Annotated in this window: 14 protein-coding genes and 1 pseudogene; 13 read left to right on the top strand and 2 right to left on the bottom strand. The window is 70.1% G+C overall.

Annotation, left to right across the window (positions count from 1 at the left end; all coding sequences use genetic code 11):
* Window positions 1-81 precede the first annotated feature (81 nt).
* The 12 genes from ABZ128_RS32680 to ABZ128_RS32625 all read left to right on the top strand — a co-directional run bounded on the left by ABZ128_RS32680 (window position 82) and on the right by ABZ128_RS32625 (window position 12,854).
* Window positions 82-711, top strand: coding sequence for an NUDIX hydrolase (locus tag ABZ128_RS32680; RefSeq protein WP_356853188.1), 630 nt, complete (start codon window positions 82-84; stop codon window positions 709-711).
* A gap of 238 nt (window positions 712-949) precedes the next feature.
* The gene (locus ABZ128_RS32675; RefSeq protein WP_356853177.1) at window positions 950-2,914 is read left to right on the top strand and encodes a tetratricopeptide repeat protein; all 1,965 of its coding nucleotides are present in this window, start codon (window positions 950-952) and stop codon (window positions 2,912-2,914) included.
* 152 nt (window positions 2,915-3,066) lie between these two features.
* Window positions 3,067-4,182, top strand: coding sequence for an alanine dehydrogenase (gene ald, locus ABZ128_RS32670; protein ID WP_356853175.1), 1,116 nt, complete (start codon window positions 3,067-3,069; stop codon window positions 4,180-4,182).
* A gap of 449 nt (window positions 4,183-4,631) precedes the next feature.
* Window positions 4,632-5,669 (top strand): ParA family protein, encoded by a 1,038-nt coding sequence (locus tag ABZ128_RS32665; RefSeq protein WP_356853173.1) that lies wholly within the window; start codon window positions 4,632-4,634, stop codon window positions 5,667-5,669.
* Entirely contained in the window at window positions 5,654-6,103 is a 450-nt protein-coding gene (locus tag ABZ128_RS32660) for a hypothetical protein (RefSeq protein ID WP_356853171.1), read from the top strand. Before ABZ128_RS32665 ends, ABZ128_RS32660 begins: the two co-directional genes overlap by 16 nt.
* A gap of 157 nt (window positions 6,104-6,260) precedes the next feature.
* The gene (locus ABZ128_RS32655; RefSeq protein ID WP_356853169.1) at window positions 6,261-7,385 is read left to right on the top strand and encodes a segregation/condensation protein A; all 1,125 of its coding nucleotides are present in this window, start codon (window positions 6,261-6,263) and stop codon (window positions 7,383-7,385) included.
* Entirely contained in the window at window positions 7,382-8,047 is a 666-nt protein-coding gene (gene scpB, locus ABZ128_RS32650) for an SMC-Scp complex subunit ScpB (RefSeq protein WP_356853167.1), read from the top strand. Before ABZ128_RS32655 ends, scpB begins: the two co-directional genes overlap by 4 nt.
* Window positions 8,047-9,318, top strand: a complete 1,272-nt coding sequence (locus ABZ128_RS32645; RefSeq protein ID WP_356853165.1) for a pseudouridine synthase — start codon at window positions 8,047-8,049, stop codon at window positions 9,316-9,318. The genes scpB and ABZ128_RS32645 overlap by 1 nt, the downstream gene beginning before the upstream one ends.
* 119 nt (window positions 9,319-9,437) lie before the next feature.
* Window positions 9,438-10,040, top strand: a complete 603-nt coding sequence (gene pnuC, locus ABZ128_RS32640) for a nicotinamide riboside transporter PnuC (protein WP_356853163.1) — start codon at window positions 9,438-9,440, stop codon at window positions 10,038-10,040.
* On the top strand, window positions 10,037-11,116 hold the full coding sequence (locus ABZ128_RS32635; RefSeq protein WP_356853161.1) for an AAA family ATPase: 1,080 nt from the start codon (window positions 10,037-10,039) through the stop codon (window positions 11,114-11,116). The genes pnuC and ABZ128_RS32635 overlap by 4 nt, the downstream gene beginning before the upstream one ends.
* Window positions 11,113-11,841 (top strand): NUDIX domain-containing protein, encoded by a 729-nt coding sequence (locus tag ABZ128_RS32630; RefSeq protein ID WP_356853159.1) that lies wholly within the window; start codon window positions 11,113-11,115, stop codon window positions 11,839-11,841. The genes ABZ128_RS32635 and ABZ128_RS32630 overlap by 4 nt, the downstream gene beginning before the upstream one ends.
* Window positions 11,838-12,854, top strand: coding sequence for an ADP-ribosylglycohydrolase family protein (locus ABZ128_RS32625; RefSeq protein ID WP_356853157.1), 1,017 nt, complete (start codon window positions 11,838-11,840; stop codon window positions 12,852-12,854). Before ABZ128_RS32630 ends, ABZ128_RS32625 begins: the two co-directional genes overlap by 4 nt.
* A 31-nt stretch (window positions 12,855-12,885) precedes the next feature.
* Here ABZ128_RS32625 and ABZ128_RS32620 read toward each other — a convergent pair whose 3' ends face one another.
* Window positions 12,886-13,608, bottom strand: coding sequence for a barstar family protein (locus ABZ128_RS32620; RefSeq protein WP_356853156.1), 723 nt, complete (start codon window positions 13,606-13,608; stop codon window positions 12,886-12,888).
* 90 nt (window positions 13,609-13,698) lie between these two features.
* Window positions 13,699-20,460 carry a polymorphic toxin-type HINT domain-containing protein gene (locus ABZ128_RS32615; RefSeq protein ID WP_356853154.1) on the bottom strand — a complete coding sequence of 2,254 codons (6,762 nt, stop codon included), beginning with the start codon at window positions 20,458-20,460 and terminating at the stop codon, window positions 13,699-13,701.
* Window positions 20,461-20,788: 328 nt separating this feature from the next.
* On the opposite strand from ABZ128_RS32615, the pseudogene ABZ128_RS32610 reads away from it, so the two are divergent.
* Window positions 20,789-21,170, top strand: a pseudogene (locus ABZ128_RS32610) (hypothetical protein); the annotation flags it as partial.

Raw genomic sequence — 21,170 nt, 5'->3', positions numbered from 1 at the left:
GCGCAACCGCATAACGTAGACGGCCGGGGCAAGGATCTTGCCCCGGCCGTCGCGTTTTTCGGAAGGGTACCGGTCATGACCATGCGCATCGCAGACAACGCCGAGTCGTGGGAGGTCATCGCCTCGCAGACCCCGTTCCAGGGCGCGAAGACGGCGGTCCGGTCGGACCGGGTGCGGATGCCCGACGGGTCCGAGGTCACCCGCGACTACCAGGCGCACCCCGGATCGGTGTGCGTGCTGGCGCTGGACGAGGAAGGCCGGGTGCTGGTGCTGCGCCAGTACCGCCACCCGGTGCGGCACAAGCTCTGGGAGCTCCCGGCGGGGCTGCTCGACGTGCCGGGGGAGAACCCGCTGCACGCGGCGCAGCGCGAGCTGTACGAGGAGGCGCACGTCAAGGCGGAGGACTGGCGGGTGCTGGCCGACTTCTTCGCGTCCCCGGGCGGCTCGGACGAGGCGATCCGGATCTTCCTCGCCCGGGGTCTGTCCGCGGCGGAGGGGGAGCGCTACGCCGCCTCGGAAGAGGAGGCGGACATGGAGCTGGCCAGGATCCCGCTGCCGGACCTGGTCCGCGGGGTCCTCTCCGGTGAGCTGGGCAACCCGGGGCTGGTCACCGGCGTCCTGGCCCTGTCCGCGGCGCTCGCCTCCGGATCGGGCCTGGAGGAGCTGCGCCCGTCCTCGGCCCCGTGGCCGGCCCGCCCGTACGAGGCGTAGCGGGTCCCCGTACGAGAGGGAGCGGGTCCTCCCGTACGCGGGGAGCCGGCGCCGCCCGTACGGGCGGCACCGGCCCCTGCGCAGGGGCGCGGCCGGTCCGGGCGGCCGGGCCGGCGGCGGGGCCCGTGGTGTGAACATCGGCTGATCCGATCGGGCGACGTACCCGCCGCGCTCCCCACGGGTCGTCGCTCTGCGTGAACTACGCTCGCAACCCGAAGGCAGGGAGAGGAGCGGATCCGTGGCGGATTTCGTCGGGCGGCGGCGTGAGCTCAAGGAGCTGCGCGAGGACATCGCGCGGACCGGGCTCGACACTCTCTCCGGCCGCAAGGCCAAGTCCCCGCGCGCGCGGGTGCTCCTCGTCGCCGGCCGCCCCGGCTCCGGCCGCACCGCCCTCGCCGAGGCCTTCGTCCGCGAGGTCGCCGAGGACTACCCCGACGGGGTCCACCGGGTCCGCCTGACCTCCCCCGGCGGGCAGCCCGTGCCGACCGAGCGCGCCGTGCGGATCCTGCTGGAGGGCCTCGGCCAGGCCACCCCGCCGGGCGCCGCCGAGGACGAGCTCAGCTCCCACCTGCGCGCGGCCCTCGCCGACCGGCGGGCCATCCTCCTCCTCGACGACGCCGCCGATCCCTTCCAGGTCGACGCGCTGCTCCCGGACACCCCCGAATGCCTCGTCGTCGTCACCGCCGAAGGCCCCCTGACCGGGATCCCGGACGTCCGCCCCTGCACCCTCGGGGGCCTGGAGACGCCCTCCGCCGTCAAGATGCTCGCCCAGCGCATCGGGGACACCCGGATCACCACGGACCCCTACGCCGCCGATTCCCTCGTCGAGGAGTGCGGCGGCCAGCCCGCCGCACTCGCCCTGGTCGGCGGGTGGCTGTCGGCGCACCCCAAGGCCTCCGTCGTCGACGTGGCCAAGCAGCTGCACGAGATGCCGCCCGGCCCCGGCGGCCCCCTCGGCCGCGCCTTCCGGCTCGTCTACGAGTCCCTGCCGCAGCCCGCCCAGCGGACCCTGCGCCTGCTGCCCCTGGCCCCCGCCGGCATCCTCGACTCGCACACCGCCTCCGCGCTCGCCGGCTGCTCCGTGGCCGCCGCCCAGTCCACCCTGGAGGACTTCGCGGGGCTGGGCCTCGTACGGCACGCGTCCGACGGCCTCTTCCTGCTGCCCGGCTGCCTCGCGCCGCTGCTGAAGGCCCTGCTGGAGACCAGGGAGCGGGCCGGCGAGGTGCAGCTGGCCCGGGCCCGGATGCTGGAGCGCACCGTACGCCTGCTGCACTCCTGCCGGGTCATGGCCGCAGCGGAGGAGGAGGACGTACGCGAGAAGCTGGAGGGTTTCCCGCGCGCGCTGCGCTTCCCCGACCGGCGGGCCGCCGCGACCTGGCTGGAGACCCGGCTGCCCGCGCTGTCCGCGGCCGCCTCCGTGGCCGTGGCCGACGGCGGGCTGGACACCCTCGCCCGCCGCCTGGTCGCGGCCCTCGTCCGGGCGCTGGCCGAGCACCGCGGCACCGCGGAGGCCGCCCCGGAGCTGTACGGGCTGCACCGCCTGGTCCTCGACGTGGCCGAGCGCCGCGACCTGCACCGGGAGAAGGCCGCGGCCCTGCTGAACCTGGCCGACCTGGACGCCGCGACCGGGCGGACCGAGGAGGCGCTGGAGCGCTACCGGGCCGCGCTCGACGCGGGAAGGGCGGCGAACGACCCGTACGCGACCGGCCGCGCGATGGAATCCGTAGGCGGTGCGTACCAGGAGCTGGAGGACTGGCACCGGGCCTCCGACTGGTTCGGCCGGGCACTGGCCCAGGCCCTCTCCCGCGGGGAGCGGGCGGACGAGGCGCGGCTGTACGGACGGCTCGGCAATGTGCACACGTACGCCGGCCGGTACGGGGACGCGCTGCGCAACTGGCGGGCCGCCGCCGCGGGCTACCGGAAGCTGGCCGATGTGCCGGGCCAGGCAAAGGCGTTGAGCGAGATGGCGCGCATCCAGGAGTACGCGGGCCGGCCCGAGGAATCGCTGCACACCTGCCGGGAGGCCGTCGAGCTGGCGCGCAAGGCCGGGGACCTGCGGCTCCAGGCCGCTCTGCAGGTGCGGCTCGCCGACACGCTCGACCGGCTGGGCGACCCGGCGGCCGCGAGACTGCACCGGTCCGCGGCCGACAGATTGCTGGGAGACGACCCCGCAGCCTGCGAAATCCGCAGTACTTCCGACTGAGATTATTCGTTTGCAAGGCTAGACAGCGACTCATCCTTCATTAGACTGGCTTCACCACGTCATCTCGTGGTGCATCCCGTTGCGCGCTCTTGTGGACGGGTATGTATGAAAGTGCCCCGTAACATCCCCTGAGCCAAGGACCGTGATCGACGATGAAGGTCGGCATCCCCCGCGAGGTCAAGAACAACGAGTTCCGGGTCGCCATCACGCCCGCCGGCGTGCATGAGCTGGTCCGCAACGGCCACCAGGTCTTCATCGAGCAGAACGCCGGTGTCGGCTCCTCGATCACGGACGCCGAGTACGTCGCCGCCGGCGCCGAGATCCTCGGCACCGCCGACGAGGTCTGGGCCACCGCTGACCTGCTGCTGAAGGTCAAGGAGCCGATCGCGGAGGAGTACCACCGCCTCCGCAAGGACCAGACCCTCTTCACCTACCTGCACCTGGCGGCCTCCCGCGAGTGCACGGACGCCCTGCTCGAGTCCGGCACCACCGCCATCGCGTACGAGACGGTCGAGCTCGCCAACCGCGCGCTTCCGCTGCTCGCCCCGATGTCCGAGGTCGCGGGCCGCCTGGCCCCGCAGGTCGGCGCCTACCACCTGATGCGCTCGGCCGGCGGCCGCGGCGTGCTCCCCGGCGGCGTCCCCGGCACCCACGCCGGCGAGTGCGTGGTCATCGGCGGCGGCGTCTCCGGCTGGAACGCCGCGCAGATCGCCATCGGCATGGGCTTCCACGTGACCCTGCTCGACAAGGACATCAACAAGCTCCGCGAGGCCGACAAGATCTTCGGCACGAAGATCAAGACGATCGTCTCCAACGCCTACGAGCTGGAGAAGGCCGTCGTCGAGGCCGACCTCGTCATCGGCGCGGTGCTGATCCCGGGTGCGAAGGCCCCGAAGCTGGTCACCAACGAGCTCGTCGCCAAGATGAAGCCCGGAAGTGTCCTTGTCGACATTGCGATCGACCAGGGCGGCTGCTTCGAGGACTCCCGTCCGACCACCCACGCCGAGCCGACCTTCACGGTGCACAACTCGGTCTTCTACTGCGTCGCCAACATGCCGGGCGCGGTGCCGAACACCTCCACCTACGCGCTGACGAACGCGACCCTGCCCTACATCGTGCAGCTCGCGAACCTCGGCTGGGCCGAGGCGCTGCGCCGTGACCCCGCGCTGGCGCTGGGTCTCAACACCCATGACGGCCAGGTCGTTTACGGTCCGGTCGCCGAGGCCCACGGCCTGGAGACCCTTGAGCTGAGCACGCTGCTCGGCTGAAGCGTCAACGACTGACGTCAATCTCACGTATCCGGCCGGACCTTGCCCGCAAGGTCCGGCCGGACGCGTTTGCGGGATACGGACACACGCGCCTCAACTCGCCTCGAACGTAACCCTTTAGCCCTTTCGCGCACCCGCGAAACTTCACAGTGACAGGCCGGACGCCCTTGACAGAGAGGTGTTCGGTTGCCGACACATCGTTGCCGGTCCGGCGGATTGTGTTGCCGCTGAGTGGTGACACGCCATAGAGTCGCCAACCGTCGGCATGGTGCCACGCTGACCTATCGATAAGTGTCCTGGTCACATCCGAGGAGGTAAGACGACTTGTGAATGAGTCGACATTTGCTCCTGGGGGTGGTCGAGCAGGGACGCCAGACCGGGGCCAAGGACCCGCCGGGCTCGAAGCTGTCGGCTCCGTCGCAGTCCGCACCTTCGCAAACCACCAGCACATGACGACGCCCCAAAAGAGCATGGACGGCCTAGACGTGAACTCCAGGGCCGGCGACCTGAGCGGCGACACGCCCACTGGTTTCGCCGACTACGACCAGGTGCCCGAGGGGCACTTCTACGACCCCGACGCGGAATACGAGCCCGACCCCGAGTACGCGGCCACCCTCGCTCCCGACGCTGCCCGCCAGCGCCGCGAGCGGATCGGCCCGACCGGACGGCCGCTGCCGTACTTCCCGATCCCGGGTCCGCTGACCGACCACGGTCCGGCGAAGATCATCGCGATGTGCAACCAGAAGGGCGGCGTGGGCAAGACCACGTCGACCATCAACCTGGGCGCCGCACTCGCCGAGTACGGGCGCCGGGTGCTGCTCGTCGACTTCGACCCGCAGGGCGCCCTGTCCGTGGGCCTCGGCGTGAACCCGATGGAACTCGACCTGACGGTCTACAACCTGCTCATGGAGCGGGGCATGTCGGCCGACGAGGTGCTGCTGAAGACGGCGGTCCCCAACATGGACCTGCTGCCGAGCAACATCGACCTGTCCGCTGCCGAAGTGCAGTTGGTCAGCGAGGTCGCGCGCGAGTCGACGCTGCAGCGGGCGCTGAAGCCGCTGATGAACGACTACGACTACATCGTGATCGACTGTCAGCCCTCGCTCGGCCTGCTGACCGTGAACGCCCTGACGGCGGCTCACAAGGTCATCGTCCCGCTGGAGTGCGAGTTCTTCGCACTGCGCGGCGTGGCGCTGCTGACCGAGACCATCGAGAAGGTGCAGGAGCGGCTCAACCCGGAGCTGGAGCTCGACGGCATCCTCGCCACGATGTACGACTCCCGCACGGTGCACAGCCGCGAGGTGCTGGCGCGCGTCGTCGAGGCCTTCGACGACCACGTCTACCACACGGTGATCGGCCGCACGGTGCGCTTCCCGGAGACCACGGTCGCGGGCGAGCCCATCACCACGTACGCCTCCAACTCCGTCGGGGCCGCCGCCTATCGCCAGCTGGCCAGGGAGGTGCTCGCCCGGTGTCACGCCGAGTGAGTCTGCCCGGAGCCGACGAACTGTTCCGTACGACCGGGGGGACGGCGCTCCAGGCCTCCTCGCCGCGGCGGGGTGCCGAGGATTCCCTGACCCCGGCCCCGCCGGAACACGCCACGGCGCCGGCGGAGGGCACGGCGGGGCCCGCGGTGGGGCCGCAGCGGCGGGCGCAGGAAGGTTCTGCCACGCCGAAGAGCCAGGGGCGCGGGGCCAACCGCCGCCCCAGCGGGCGGGAACGGCACGACGAGAAGATCACGGTCTACGTCTCCGCCGAGGAGCTCATGGACCTGGAGCACGCGCGGCTGGTGCTGCGCGGGGAGCACGGGCTGGCCGTCGACCGCGGGCGCATCGTCCGCGAGGCGGTGGCGGTGGTCCTGGCGGACCTCGAATCCCGCGGGGACGCGAGCATCCTGGTCCGCCGCCTCCGCGGACGCTGACCGGCCCCGGGGCCCCTGCCCCCGGCCGCCGGCCCCGGCAGGGCCGGGTTGCGGTTCGCGGGGGTGCACCGGCGGTCCGTGCGGTGCGGGGGGTCCCGGGCGTGGCAGCCTTGGAGGTGGCCCGACCGCAACCTCCTCCGTACCACCCTGGACTTCCATGCCCCTTCCCGCCGAACCCGGCCGCCCCGCCCGCCGGAGCCTGGGGCGCGGCCCCGGTGTTCCCGCCCCGCCCGGAGCCGGGCCGGACCGGGAGGAGCCCGTAGCGGACTGGGAGCAGCCCGTAGCGGACCGGGAGGAGCCCGTAGCGGCCGTACAGGAGCCCCTGGAGCAGCCCCCGGCGGCGCAGGCCGCCCCGCCGGGCGCCCCGGAGGCCGCAACCGCCCCGGAGGCCCCACAGCCCGCGCACGCCACGGCGACCCCCGAGGCCCCGGAGGCGCCGGCGCCGCCCGCGGCCCCCGAGGGGGAGCCCGCGGCCGCCGGGCCCGGTGACGGGCGGTTCACCCTGCGGCTGGCCAACTTCGAAGGGCCCTTCGACCTCCTGCTCCAGCTGATCTCCCGGCACAAGCTGGACGTCACCGAGGTGGCCCTCTCCCGGGTGACCGACGAGTTCATGGCGTACATCCGGGGCATGGGCCCCGACTGGGACCTCGACCAGACCACCGAGTTCCTCGTCGTCGCCGCCACCCTCCTCGACCTGAAGGCCGCCCGGCTGCTGCCCGTCGCCGAGGTCGAGGACGAGGCCGACCTCGCCCTCCTGGAGGCCCGTGACCTGCTGTTCGCGCGGCTGCTCCAGTACCGGGCGTACAAGCGGATCGCCGAGATCTTCGAGGACCGCGCCCAGCGCGAGGGCAAGCGCTACCCGCGCACGGTGGGCCTGGAGCCCCACCACGCCGAGCTGCTCCCCGAGGTCGTCATCAGCATCGGCGCCGAGGGCTTCGCCCGGCTGGCCGTCCAGGCCATGCAGCCCAAGGCCGCGCCGCAGGTCTACGTGGACCACATCCACGCCCCGCTGGTCAGCGTGCGCGAGCAGGCCGCCCTGGTGGTCACCCTGCTCAAGGCGCGCGGCTCGGTGACCTTCCAGGAGCTCACCGAGGACGCCGCAGACACCCTCACGGTGGTGGCGCGCTTCCTGGCCCTCCTGGAGCTCTACCGGGAGAAGGCGGTGGTCCTCGACCAGGAGGACGCGCTGCAGACGCTCACCGTCCGCTGGAGCGGCGGGGAGGGCGACGGCATGCCGACCGTGACCGACGAGTTCGACCAGATCGTGGAGGCCGAGGAATGAGCGAGCAGACCCACACAGGCGCCGGGGCGGATGCCGGGTCCGTGCGGGCGGTCGCACTGAAGCCCGCCCTGGAGGCCGTCCTCATGGTCGTGGACGAGCCCGCGACCGAGGCGCACCTCGCCAAGGTGCTCGACCGCACCCCCCGCGAGGTCGCGGACGCCCTGCGCGAGCTCGCCGACGAGTACACCGTCCAGGGCCGCGGCTTCGAGCTGCGGCTCGTCGCCGGGGGCTGGCGCTTCTACACGCGCGCGGAGTACTCCGCCGCCGTGGAGGCCTTCGTCCTGGACGGTCAGCAGGCCCGGCTCACGCAGGCCGCACTGGAGACCCTGGCGGTGGTCGCGTACCGCCAGCCCGTGAGCCGCTCGCGGGTCTCCGCGGTGCGCGGAGTGAACTGCGACGGGGTCATGCGCACGCTCCTCCAGCGGGGTCTGGTGGCCGAGGCGGGCACGGAACCCGAAACAGGTGCGATCCTGTACAGGACGACGAACTACTTTCTGGAGCGGATGGGCCTGCGCGGCCTGGACGAGCTCCCGGAGCTCGCGCCCTTCCTCCCCGAGGCGGACGCGATCGAAGCCGAGACGCAAGAGGGTGTTCCGTCGTTCGATCCGGACGCACCGTACGCCCCGGACTACCTTGAAGACGACAAGACGACGGAACTTTGATGCGAAGCAGCGGTAACGGCAACGGCGGCGGCAACAGGAACAGCGGCGGCGGTGGTGGCGGACGCGGAAGCTCCCGCGGCGCCGGCTCCGGCGGCGGTGGCTACCGCGGCGGAAGCTCCGGCGGCGGCGGTGGCTATCGCGGCGGCGGTTCGGGCGCGGGCGGCTCCCGCGACCGTGACCGCGACCAGGCGCCCCAGCGCCCGCGCAACCCCCGCCCGGAGGAGCGGCGCTACGACGTGGGCCCCGAGGGCGAGCGGTCGGGCCGCAGCGGCCCCAAGGCGGGCGGCGGCGGTGCCCGCGGTGCCTCCGACGGCGGCCGGGGCGGTTCGGGCGGTGCCCGCGGCGCGGCTGCGCGCGGTGGCGCCAAGGGCGGCCCCAAGACCTCCCGTACCCCCGGCGTCGGCGGGGCCGGCGGCCCGCGCCGCGGCCCCGGCAGCCGCAGCGGCCAGTCGCGCCCCCGCGAGCTGGACGCGCGGATCGAGGAGCGGGTGCGCGAGCGGTACGCGGACAAGCCCGTGATCAAGACGCCGAAGACCTTCCCCGGCGCCGAGCAGGAAGGCGAGCGCCTGCAGAAGGTGCTCGCCCGCGCCGGCATGGGTTCGCGCCGCGCGTGCGAGGAGCTCATCGAGCAGGCGCGCGTCGAGGTCAACGGCGAGATCGTGCTGGAGCAGGGCAAGCGCGTCCTGCCGAAGGACGAGATCAAGGTGGACGGCCTGACCGTCGCCACCCAGTCGTACCTGTTCTTCGCGCTGAACAAGCCCGCGGGCGTCGTCTCCACCATGGAGGACCCGGACGGCCGCCAGTGCCTCGGCGACTACGTCACCAACCGCGAGACCCGCCTCTTCCACGTCGGCCGGCTCGACACGGAGACCGAGGGCATCATCCTGCTCACCAACCACGGCGAGCTGGCCCACCGCCTCACGCACCCGAAGTACGGCGTGAAGAAGACGTACGTCGCGGCGATCACCGGCCCGCTCCCGCGCGAGATCGGCAAGCGCCTCAAGGACGGCATCGAGCTGGAGGACGGCTACGCGCGCGCCGACCACTTCCGGGTGATCGACCAGGTCGGCAAGAACTACCTGGTCGAGGTGACCCTCCACGAGGGCCGCAAGCACATCGTCCGCCGCATGCTGGCGGAGGCCGGCTTCCCGGTCGAGAAGCTCGTGCGGACCTCCTTCGGCCCTATCGAGCTGGGCGACCAGAAGTCGGGCTGGCTGCGCCGCCTGACCAACACCGAGGTCGGCATGCTCATGCGCGAGGTCGGCCTGTAGCCGCACGCCCCGCCCCTTCCGGAAGCCCGTACCGCCGCAACGGCGGTGCGGGCTTCCGTCTTGTCCGGACCCCTCCTCCCTGTTTATAGTCAGCATGACTATTAAAGGAGGGGGGCGTCATGAGCTGGACCGAGATCCTCGGATTCGCCACCGGAGCCCTGTGCGTCTGGCTGGTCGCCCGGCAGCACATCGCCAACTGGCCGATCGGCATCGCCAACAACGTCTTCTTCATCGTGCTGTTCGCGCAGTCCGGCCTGTACGCGGACGCCGGACTGCAGTTCGTCTTCATCGCCCTCGCCGCGTACGGCTGGTGGTCCTGGACCCACGGGGGTGGACCAGGAACCGCCGAAGCCCTGCCGGTGCGCCGCACCACGCGCACCGAATGGGCCTGGCTGGCCGCGGCGGGGGCGGTGGGGGTGCTCGGGCTGACGCTCCTGCTGGGCCGGGTCACCGACTCCACCGTCCCCTTCTGGGACGCCCTGACCACCGGGCTCTCGCTCATGGCCACCTACGGCCAGTGCCGCAAGCTCGTCGAGTCCTGGTGGCTGTGGATCGCCGCCGACCTGGTCTACATCCCGCTCTACGCCTACAAGGGCCTCTACCTCACCTCCGGGCTGTACGCCGGCTTCCTCGCGCTCTGCGCGGCCGGCCTGCTCGGCTGGCGGCGTACGCTGCCGGCGCGCGGTGCCCGTACGGCCGCTGCCGCGGAGGGGACGGCATGAGGCGCTTCGGCCACGGGCTGGTGCTCGGCAAGTTCTACCCGCCGCACGCCGGCCACCACCACCTGGTGCGCACCGCCCAGGAGCGGTGCGAGCGGCTGACCGTACTGGTCTGCGCGGCCTCCGTGGAGTCGGTGCCGCTCGCCGACCGGGTCGCCTGGATGCGCGAGGCGCACCCGGAGGCCGAGGTGGTCGGCGCGGTCGACGACATCCCGGTCGACCTGCACGACCCGGCGGTCTGGGAGGCCCACATGGCGGTCTTCCGCGGCGCGGTGCCCGGCCGGGTCGACGCCGTGTTCACCTCGGAGGCGTACGGGACCGAGCTCGCGCGGCGGTTCGGGGCCGAGGAGGTCTGCGTGGACCCGGAGCGCACCCGCTTCCCGGTGTCCGGGACCGCGGTACGGGCGGACCCGGTCGGCGCCTGGGAGTTCCTGGGCCCGGCCGTCCGGGCCTCGCTGGCCCGGCGGGTCGTCGTACTCGGCGCCGAGTCCACCGGCACGACCACGCTCTCGCGGGCGCTGGCCGGGCACTACCGGGGCCGCGGCGGGGTGTGGGCCGCGACGGGCTGGGTCGCCGAGTACGGGCGCACGTACAGCGAGGAGAAGCTGGCGGCCGCTCGGGCGGCGGACCCGGCGGCGACGTGGGCCGACGTGTCCTTCACCTCGGAGGAGTTCCCGCTGATCGCACGGCGCCAGGACGAGGAGGAGGAGCGGGCGGCGCGGGCCGGATCGCCGGTGCTGTTCTGCGACACGGACTCCTTCGCGACCGGCATCTGGCACGAGCGGTACACGGGCGGCCGGAATGCGGAGGTCGAGCGGATCGCCGCCCGGACGCACCGGGACCTCTACCTGCTGACCGACCACGCGGACGTGCCGTTCGAGGACGACGGCCTGCGCGACGGACCGCACCTGAGGCCCTGGATGACAGAGCGCTTCCGCGAGGAACTCCACCGGACCGGAAGGCGTTTCCTCGTCATCCGCGGCGACCGCGGGACGCGGCTGAAGACGGCCGTCGCGGCCGTGGACGAACTGCTCGACCACGGCTGGCACTTCACGGACCCCCTGCCGGAGAACCGGTGAAGGGGTACGACCGGACCGCGTTCGAGCCCTTCGCGGTGACGGTCGACCTGGCGGTCTTCACGGTCCGCGGCGGGGCGCTGCACGTGCTGCTGATCCGGCGCGGCCAGGACCCGTACGCGGGAGCCTGGGCCCTTCCCGGCGGCTTCCTGCTGCCCCGCGAGTCCGCGGAGACGGCGGCCCGCCGGGAACTGGCCGAGGAGACCGGCCTGCCGGCCGCGGTCGTCGCCGGACTCCACCTGGAGCAGCTGCGCACGTACAGCGAGCCGGACCGAGACCCGCGGATGCGGGTGGTGTCGGTGGCCTTCACCGCCCTGGTCCCGGACATGCCGGAACCGGCCGCGGGCGGCGGCGGCGACGCGGACCGGGCCCGCTGGGTGCCGGTGGGCGATGCCCCCGGCCTGGCCTTCGACCACGCGGTGATCCTGGCCGACGCCCGCTCCCGGATCGGCGCGAAGCTGGAGTACACCTGCCTGGCCACGGCCTTCTGCCCGCCCGAATTCACCCTCGGCGAGCTCCAGTCGGTCTACGAGACGGTCTGGGACACCTCCCTGGACCGCCCCAACTTCCGCCGCAAGGTCCTCGCGACCCCCGGCTTCGTCGAGGCCGTTCCCGGAGCCGCCCGCCTGACCGGCGGCCGCGGCAAACCGGCCGCCCTCTACCGGGCGGGCCCGGCGACCGCCCTCCACCCCCCGCTGCTGCGACCCACGGAAGGAAATCCGACATGACCTTGAAGAAGCGGGCGGCGACGGGGGCTCTCCTCGGCCTCGCCCTCGGCGACGCGCTGGGCTTCCCGACGGAGTTCAACGACGTCCCGTCGATCCTCGCGAAGACCGGGCCGTGGCGGTCCATGGCCCTGCCGCGCCCGGCGATCGTCACGGACGACACCCAGATGACCCTGGCCCTGGCGCGCGGGATACGCACGGCGACGGCCGGCGGGCGGGTGGACCCCGAGGGGCTGGCGGGCCCGGTGCGGGAGGAGTTCGTCGCCTGGTACCACTCTCCGGAGAACAACCGCGCGCCCGGCAACACCTGCCTCACGGCGTGCCGGCTGCTGGACGACCCGTCACGCGACTGGCGGGACGCCGCCCAGACCGGCTCGAAGGGCTGCGGGGCGAACATGCGGGTGGTCCCGGTGGGCCTGGTTCCCGGCTGGACGGAGGAGGAACGCGCCGGCGCGGCCCAGCTCCAGTCGGCCCTCACCCACGGCCACCCGACGGCCCTGGCGGCCTCGGACCTCACGGCCCGGGCGGTCCACCTCCTGGCCCGGGGCACCGAGGTGACCGGCCTGGTCGGCCGGCTCCGCTCGTACGCCCTGGACAACCGCACGCGCTACCACGAGCGCTGGCTGGGCGACCTCTGGATGCGCACGGCCTCGGACGCCTCCCCGCAGTCCTTCATCGCCCGCGGCTGGGACGACTGCCTGGCGGCCCTGGACCGCCTGTCGGCGGCGCTGAGGTCTCCCTCCCCGGAGACGGACCCCTGCCTCACGACGGGCGACGGCTGGATCGCCGAAGAAGCCCTGGCCACGGCCCTCCAGTGCTTCCTCCTCTTCCCGGAGGACCCCCTCACGGCCCTGCGCCGCGCGGCCTGCACGAAGGGCGACTCGGACTCCATAGCCTGCCTGGCGGGCGCCTTCGCCGGAGCCCACCTCGGGGCGGACGTCTGGCCCCGCGACTGGGAGGGCCGCATCGAATACCGCGAGGACCTCCTCACCTTCGGCGCCCTCTGGGACGCTTGACGAAGGGAGCCGCGCACGGTTCGAAACTCGCTCATCCTCGGTGAATGGTGACGTCCGCCTTTTCCAACACCGAGACGACAGCAGCTACGTAATCCCTGCCCAAAGAATCCAGGGAAGCGGAAAAGTTATTCCACCGAAGCTGCCTGATTGGAGCGGAGGCCCGGACCGACGACAAGCAATCGGCGAGCGCATCGAGGTTGGATCCGAAATATCCACCTGGTCCGTTGAGTGCTTCGCCAAGTGCGCAGTAGAAGCTGTATTTATTGAACATCATGGCGCCGTCTACGGATCTACTGTCCTCGCGACTCGCTCTGAAAACGCTCTGATGAGCAGTGAACCAGGCAACCTGTGTCACGTGTAGCCAGGACCGATGGTACGAAGGAGGGTACCGTTTCCACTCTCCGAGCTCAAGGGCAACTGTCGATGCCCATCTCTTCCAGACTTCTCCGGCTTGAGGGTAGTCGTACGTGTATCCGGTGAACGAGCGTTCGTCATGCGAACCGGTAATCTCGACGCGGCCGAGATAGTAGGCCCCGATCGTCTTCCCCCGGAAGTCGCACACTCGCAGCTCGGCCCTCTCCGACCGTCGACGGGCCGAGTGCGTGTCGTGCATCCCGCGCAGGCGTACGACGCCCGACTCGGGCTCGTCGGTATCGACGAAAAAGTTGACGATCTCTTCCGCTGATGCAAGGCACTCTTCGGAGTCCTGGTCAACGATGACATACAGGGGAGATCTCGCATTATCGGAAATCATCGGAGTCGGCCAATCGGAGGCTTCGGGCGAGGGTGCAGAGCGGGTCCGGCCGAGACTTGGGCGCTGCTCGGCCGGACCCTGTGATACTACCTACTTGCCGCTACGTGGGGGAACCCACCCCGAGTCGGGGAAGTGGGGCGCCTCGAACTGTTGAATCTTTTCGTAGTGTGTGGATGTCCACCCGATTTTCTGTGCTCCGCTCGGATAATCCTTTACCAGGATGCGGTAATTGTTGGGGAGTCCAGGGACTGCGTACTCCCTCGCACCCGCCCACGCCGGATGCTCGTGCCCCTGGTACACGTCATGTGATGTCAGCTCCCCTCGTTTGACGGCGTCGTACGCGTCGGCCACTTCATCCTTCATGCCCTTGGGCAGTTTGGAGGAAAGAGTCCCGCCGTTTTTGGGGCACGTGCGAGGCTGAGAGGCGTTGTGAACCAGTATTGGTGACTGCCCTGCCACCACGTAATACGTGTGCAGGTCTTCGACAGTCAGGTTGTACGTGATTGCGTGCCGGCTGAAGGGCGTGTTGGCGACGACGAGAACAGTCTGCTCGTCGGCCGTCTGCAGGGTCATCCCCGCTTCGAGGTTTGCAGCTTCAAGCCAGCTCTTCTCTGACGGCGACCAGAAGGGGTGCTCGTAAGTCGCTGTGAGTTCTTCGAGTCCGGCCTCCGTGGCGATGGACAGCTTGTTGAAGTGCTTGTCGTCTTCGGTAACGATGAGCCGAGTGACCGGGCGCTTCCCTGTTTCGCTTGACCGTGGGTCGGTGGCGAGGACCTCGTCGCCCAGTCGCACTTCCTCGATTTTCTTGGTGGTGCCGTCGGCCATGAGTACCTCGGTGCCTGCCAAGAAGCAGTTGCAGCCACCCTGGGCGATCGACATGGTGGAGCTCGCGTTGCTGACCGGGATCTTGCGCGGGTTGTTCGCCTTCCACTTCGGCGATACGCCGTTGATGTGGACGTTTTCGCCGAATCCCAGGCCGTAGACGGCCGATACGGCCTGCCCGTGTTGCGTCACGTACCAGGCGAGCTCGTCACAGCCGATCTGGTCGCAGGCGTCGATCATGGCCTGCGTTTTGTTGATCCAGTCGTCCTGCTCGGAGAAGCCGAGGTGGTAGACCTGCGTCTCCTTCAGGTAATGCTTGATGTAGATCTGGATGAACTTCTGCTGGTTCTTCTTCGGCAGGCGGATCGACAGCCCGTAGTCGTCCTCGAACAGAGTCGGAGCACGGTACCGGTTGTACGTGTTGTAGCTGCCCGTGATGGCCTTGGGGCGCCTGGGGTCGTCGACATCGAGGTCGTCATCGCGGGCACTGTAGTGGCCGCCGCACAAACCGTTGCGGCAGTCCGTCTCCTGAAGGCCCGACGGGTCACTGAGGGAGAACGGGTTGTTGCTGGAGTAGACGTAGCCGTGCATCTGCTGCGACTTCGTCAGGTCCATGATCGGGTCGACCGAGACGAAGCGGCCGGTCACCGGGTCGTACTCGCGGGCGCCGAGGTGGATGAGGCCGGTGTCTGCGTCCTTCGTGCCGCCGACGAAGCCCTTGTCGCCCGCCCACGCGGTGGGCTTGGGGCCGCGTTCCTCGCCGAAGACGCCCGTCTTGCGGCGGGTGATCGCCTGGGTGGCGTCCGCGGTGATCTGGGTGGTTCCCGTGCCGTGGTGGTCGGTTAGGAGGAAGGTCAGCTTGCCGTTCTCCCGCATGGCAACGCTGCCGTAGTAGCGGGTGCCCTTGACCGTGCCGGTCTTGTCCAGGCGGAGTTCGTTGCCGCCGGGGAGGTAGAGCGTGGTGCCCGTGGAGTCCTTGCGGAGCAGGCGCTGCCCGGCCGTGTCATAGGTGAAGGAGCTGCTCGACGTGCCCTGGTCGAGGGACTTGAGGTGGCCCTCGGCGTCCCAGGTCAGGTACTGCGTTTCGGCGCTCGCGCTGGACTTGCGGGTCTTGGTGTTGCCGGTGGCATCGTAGGTGAAGGTTTCGTCGTGCGGGTCGGTGCCGGTCTGGGCGACCTTCGGCAGGTCGTGCTTGCCGGCGGTCGGCGCGGTGTAGGTGCGGATGGTGTCGGCGGTCGGGCCCGAGGCCGTGGCGTGCTTGGTCTCGGTCTTGCGGTTGCCGACCGCGTCGTAGGTGTAGGTGGTCCAGTACGGGTCCTCGCCGCCGATGACCGTGGTCGACGGGGTGGCGGCGCAGGTCTCGCCCTTGTTGGTCCAGGCCTGGGTGATGCGGTTGAGCGCGTCGAGGTTGACGCACTGGGTGTCCGTGGTACGGGTGGTGTCCTGGCCGTAGGCCGTGGCGATGGAGGTGATGCTCCCCGCCGGGTTGTAGCCGTACTTGGTGTCCTCGATGCGCTGGGGCGCGACATCGCGGTCGGTGTAGGCCCGGGTGACGTCACCGGTGTGCTCGTCGTACTCGGTCGACCTGTACAGCCGCTGGCCGAGCGCACCCAGTTCCTGGCGGGTACTGCGGCCGTAGTGGTCGTAGGTCATGGCCGAGACGAGGCGACTGCTGCCGGCCGCCATGCTGTTGAGGAGACCGGAGACCGACTTGTAGGTGCTGCCCACGGTTTCGGCGGGCAGATCGCCCATGGCCGGCTGCTTGGTGGTCAGCAGCTGTCCGTTGATGTTGTAGGTGTTGGTCCACGTGTAGCTGCCGGCCAGCGCCCCGGTGTCGGGGGTGGACGGGATGGTCACCTTGGTGGTGAGCGGCTGGTAGAGGTCGTTGTAGAAGAGGACTTCCGACTCGAACGCCTTGCCGTCCACATAGCGCGTCGATTTCGCCGGTTGCCCCTTGGCCACCGTGTCGTAGATCGTGGACGCGAGGACGGTCGCGCCCTGCTTGGTCGCGGTGGGGCGGCCGAGTTCGTCGTAGTCGGTGTGCAGGGTGATGTTGCGGGCGTCGGTAACGTCGGTGGGTCGGCCGCCGAGGTCGTAGGCGGTCTTGGTGACTCCCTTGTCCGGGTCGCTCGACTCGACCTGCTGTCCGCTGACGTCGTAGGTGTACGTCCACTTCGCGTTGACCGGGTCGGTGACCTGGGTCAGTCGCCCGGCCTTGTCGTAGGAGTACAGCGTCGACTGCGAAGCCGTCCGGGCGGCGTCCGTGTACTGCTTCAGCTCGACCGTACGGCCCAGGGCATCCACCACGGTCGTGGAGGCCGTGCCGCCCTTCGGGGGGACCACCGTGGTGCTGTCACCCGTATAGGTCGTCGTGGTGCGCTTGGTCTCCGTGCCGAACTTCTTCGCTATGACAGCCGTGATGCGGCCCGCGCCGTCGTATTCGGTGTCCGAGGACGCCGGGTAGGCGGTTTCCTGGCCCGTCACCAGCTGCGGCGAAGGCGCGCCGTCGGCGTAGTAGGTTCCCGAGCTGCGCCAGGCCTGGCCGAGGGTGTTGTAGAACTCCTCGGTGACCAGACGACCGGCCAGGTCGGGGGACTGGGTCTGGGTCTGCCGCTCGCGTAGCAGGCCGTCCTGGATGGAGTAGCCGACGGCGTACTTGTAGTCGTGGGTGAGCGTCTTCGACGTCACCACAATCGGGCCGTCGTTCCGGATGAGGTAGTCGAAGCTGCGGCTCGGCGCGTCCGGGTAGGTCGCGGCCGGGCGGTTCGGTGCCCACACCTTCGCAAGGCGCCCGAGTGCGTCGTACTCGGTGGTGGTCACCTTGCCGTTGGGGTCGGTCACCTGGCGGGGCTGGGCCCGCAGCGGGTCGATGACCGAGGTCGTGACGTGCCCCTTGGGGTTGGTCACCACCAGGGACGTCGACACCTCACCCCCGGCCGGAGCGTAGACCGTCGTGGTGACCTGCCCGTACGGATCTGCGGAGGCCAGCTGGCGTCCGTAGATGTCGTAGCAGAGCTGGTCCTTGGCGGCGCCGCACGTGCTCGGCACGGAGGAGACGGTGTCGTAGTCGTCGCCCTTGGCGTTGATGCTCTGGATCTTCGTGGCGAGACCAGGACCGGGTACGGTCCCCAGGGTGCCGTTGTCGTAGTACGTACGGACGTCCTTGACGACATCGGAAGGCCGGTTCACGGCCGTACCGCATGCGACGGCGACCGTCTCCACCCGGCTGACCTTGGTCAGGATCCACGTGCCGGTGTTGCGCGCATACGAGGTGGTGGTGCACTTCTCGTCGCCGGTCTTGGCCGTGTCGCCGGACTCGGAGACGGAGTCGATCATGCCGTAGTCGTCGAAGTGGTTCGTCGACTCCACGGTGCGGACACCGCCGGAGACCGTCGTACGGGTGGACTGCTTCTCCGTGCCCGTCTTGTAGGCCACGAGGTCCGGCAGGCCGTCGCGCTTCCTGGTCGCCACCGCGGTCGAGCGCCACGGAGTGGACGAGGTCGCGGTCACCAGCTTGGCGGTGTCGTCGCCGTTGTAGGTGGCCGTCTCGCGCACGGTGCCCGAGAACTCCTCGCGGTCGATGACCGCGATACCGGCCGAGTCCTTGACCTCCTTGCCGTCCAGACCGCGGAAGTAGCGGGTCTCCGAGAGCGTCTTGAGGTCGCTCGCTGCGCCGGTGCGGGTCTGCACCCGCTCGTAGCCGCGGGCCACGGAGTGGACCCGGTTCTCGGCCTTGGTGAACTCGTCCGTGCTCTTGGCCCAGGCGGCTCCGCCGAGGTAGTCGTACGAGGTCACCTTGTCCGGGGAGTCGGCCAGGTTGTCGCCCTCGACGATCTGCGTGACGACGTAGGTGTTGAACCAGTCGAGCTTGGCCGTGTCGCCTTCGAAGGCCCACTTCACCGGGTAGCAGCGCGTGGTGTTCGTCTCGTCCGGCTTCGGCAGGGTCGTCGCCGTGCACTCGGGCTGGGAGTAGGTGACGCCGATGGTGCCGCCGGTCTCCGTGGTCACCTGGTACATCCGCAGGCGGATGAACGGTGCGAGGCCGTCGCCCGTCGCGTCGACCCGGTTGGCACGCTGCTCACCCGCGAAGGTGACGGGAGGGAGCGTGATGTCCGCGGCGTCCCCGGCCTTGGCCGTGCGGGTGATCGACTTCAGCCACAGGGGCGTGGAGATGCCGTCACCGGAGGGCGGGAAGCTCTGGTCCAACGCCCAGGAGTCGACGTCCTTGTACGCACCGCCGGTGAGGATCTTGGTGTTGATCCCGGTCAGGCGCATGCGGGACCAGAAGGTGGGCGAGAACTGGTTCTTGCACTCCGTAGAGCCGTCCTTGCAGAACAGGTCGTACGGGGAGTCCGGCCAGTTCTTCGCGTTCGTCTCGTCGAAGGTGCCGCAGTTGCTCAGGCAGCGCTCGGAGACGTCGAAGGTGACCTGGCCCATCGCCTTCGCGGTGTACACCGTGTCGGAGCGCAGGCCGTAGTCGATGTGGTCGAGCCAGCCGCCGCGGATGTACGGGGTGACCGTGCCCTTGCCCGTGGTGGTGGAGACGTTGCGGGCGTAGTTGTTCGTCTCGGTCTTCCAGTAGTACGCCATCGCGTCACCGCCGGGGGCGACCACGTAGTCGAGCTGCCAGCGCCAGGCCTGCTGGCACCAGCCGCTCGCGAAGGAGGCGTTGTAGCAGGGCTCGCCGGCCTGGTTGCCGTACACGGGGACGGTCCAGGTGGAGTTCGTCGTCGGGGTCGACGCGTCCTTCCAGCCGGGCAGGCGGTTCAGACCGAAGAAGTACTGGGTGCCGTCGGCCGTGGTGACCTTCCAGTGTTCACCCACGCCGTCGACGCCCGCAGTGCCCTTGTCGCCGTTGGCAGCGCCGGTGAGCTTCTCCACCTTCTCGTTCGAGTCGGACGCCGGGTGCCAGCCCTTGCCCTGCTCGAAGACGAGCTCGGTGGACTTGCCGTTCAGGGACAGCGTGGCGTTGTCGTTGAACCAGCACTGGTCGCCGACCTTGGTGGTGTTCGTTCCACCGGTCTTGTCGTCCTCGCAGGACTTGTACTTGCGCTCGATGAAGCCGGGTTCCCAGGACCAGCCGTCACCGATCCACGAGGCCTGCGTATTCGACGCGGAGGTCTTCCCGTCCACGGATTGCGAGTTGTAGCCCAGGGAGATCTTCGGGTCGAGGCCGCCGGGTACCGTCGGTACGTCGACGTTGTAGGACCAGGAGAAGGCGCCGGTCGAACCGCCGGCGTTCCAGGACCCGGAGGGCTGCAGCGACGTCGCCTTGTAGTCACCCGTCGGGCCGGAGGCGCCTGCGGTGGCCGCGAGGACCGTGGCGCTCGGCGCGGCGGCGGCCGCGGACATCGACCTCTGGGCCGACTTGGTCGCGGTCGCGGTCCCCGTCGTTCCCGCGGTGCTGACCTGGGCGGACAGCTTGCCCGTGCGGGTGTCGTTCCTCGTGGCCAGGGGCTTCTGCGTCCGGCACTCCGCGCGCTCGGGCGTGGTCAGTGCGCAGGCCGGCAGTTCCACCAGGTGCAGGCGGGCCGCGTAGTCGCCGCCATAGGCCTGGCGGAAGGAGTTGTAGTCCACCTCGACCTTCGCCGGGACCGAGCCCGCGGGGCCGTCCGTGCGGGCCATCGTCAGCATGATCCCGTCAATGCCGGCCTTGCGGGCGGCGCCCTGCTCGGCGACCGAGACCCGGACCCGGCCCGGATCCGTCAGGCCGACGGTGGGACTGCTCTTCAGCAGGACCGACTTCGAGCCTGCTGCGGCAGGCAGGACCGCGACGGGCAGCTTGCCCGCCTGGCCGCCCGTGGCCAGCGATACCTCGGCTGAGCCGGGTGCAGGCCAACTGGCCTTCGGTTTCTGCTTGTTGCGGGAACCGGCGGCTGCCGCATCCGGGCGCTTGGTGCCCCCGGTGGCGACCTTTGTCACCTTGACTGCCTTCGGCTGCTTCAGCTCCGGCAGCGGCGGGCCGTTCTTGGCCTCCGCTACGGCTGCGCCGGGCAGAACGCTCGCGAGAACAGCGGCGGTCAATGCCACCGAAAGTCCTCGCATGCGAAATCGTCTCACACCCCACCCCAACTGCTATATCGAATATTCCGGCGCAGAGTAACAGGGGCCTCTGACTTTATGGGCGGTGCCCCGCTCGGACTGAAAGCTGTATTTCGGTTCAAAGATTGCATAGCGCACCCTGTGTCCGAAAATCGGACATGTGTATCAGTGCGCGCGTAGGTGTGCAGGTCAGGGCAGGTGCGGCAGTGTCCGTGGTGCCAGGTAGAGTCGCGCGGGATATACGGCAGCTTTATGTGTGGGGGTTTGCATGACGGAGGGAAGACCCCGTCTGGGAGTGCGGAGAAGGCGGCTATTCTTGGCCGGATTCTCGCTTGTCCTCTCAGGCGGAATGATGGGCTCCGGATTGGCCGTCCTGGTGCCTGCGAAAGCGGTTGCCGCGTCGGTTTCGGATCCGGTTGCCGACGGCTCGATGAGCCCTGAAGACTTCGCCCTCAAGAAGGCGAAGGAAACGGGACAGCCCTTCGAGCTGGTTTCAGCCCGTTCACAGTCTTCGGACACCTGGGCGCTGCCGACCGGAAAGTGGTCGGTGAAGCGCTACGGGACCCCGGTGCGGGTCCGCCGCGGTGCGGCGTGGGTCCCCGTCGATCCCACGCTGGTGTTCGCGGCGAACGGGTCGGTCGTCTCCAAGGCGGCCGCCGTGTCCGTGGCGTTCTCCGGTGGCGGTACGGGCCCGTTCA

This window comes from Streptomyces sp. NPDC006326, assembly GCF_040612915.1.
Taxonomy (GTDB): Bacteria; Actinomycetota; Actinomycetes; order Streptomycetales; family Streptomycetaceae; genus Streptomyces.
Note: the sequence above shows the minus strand (reverse complement) of the source record. Positions and strands in the feature narration are given on the sequence as shown.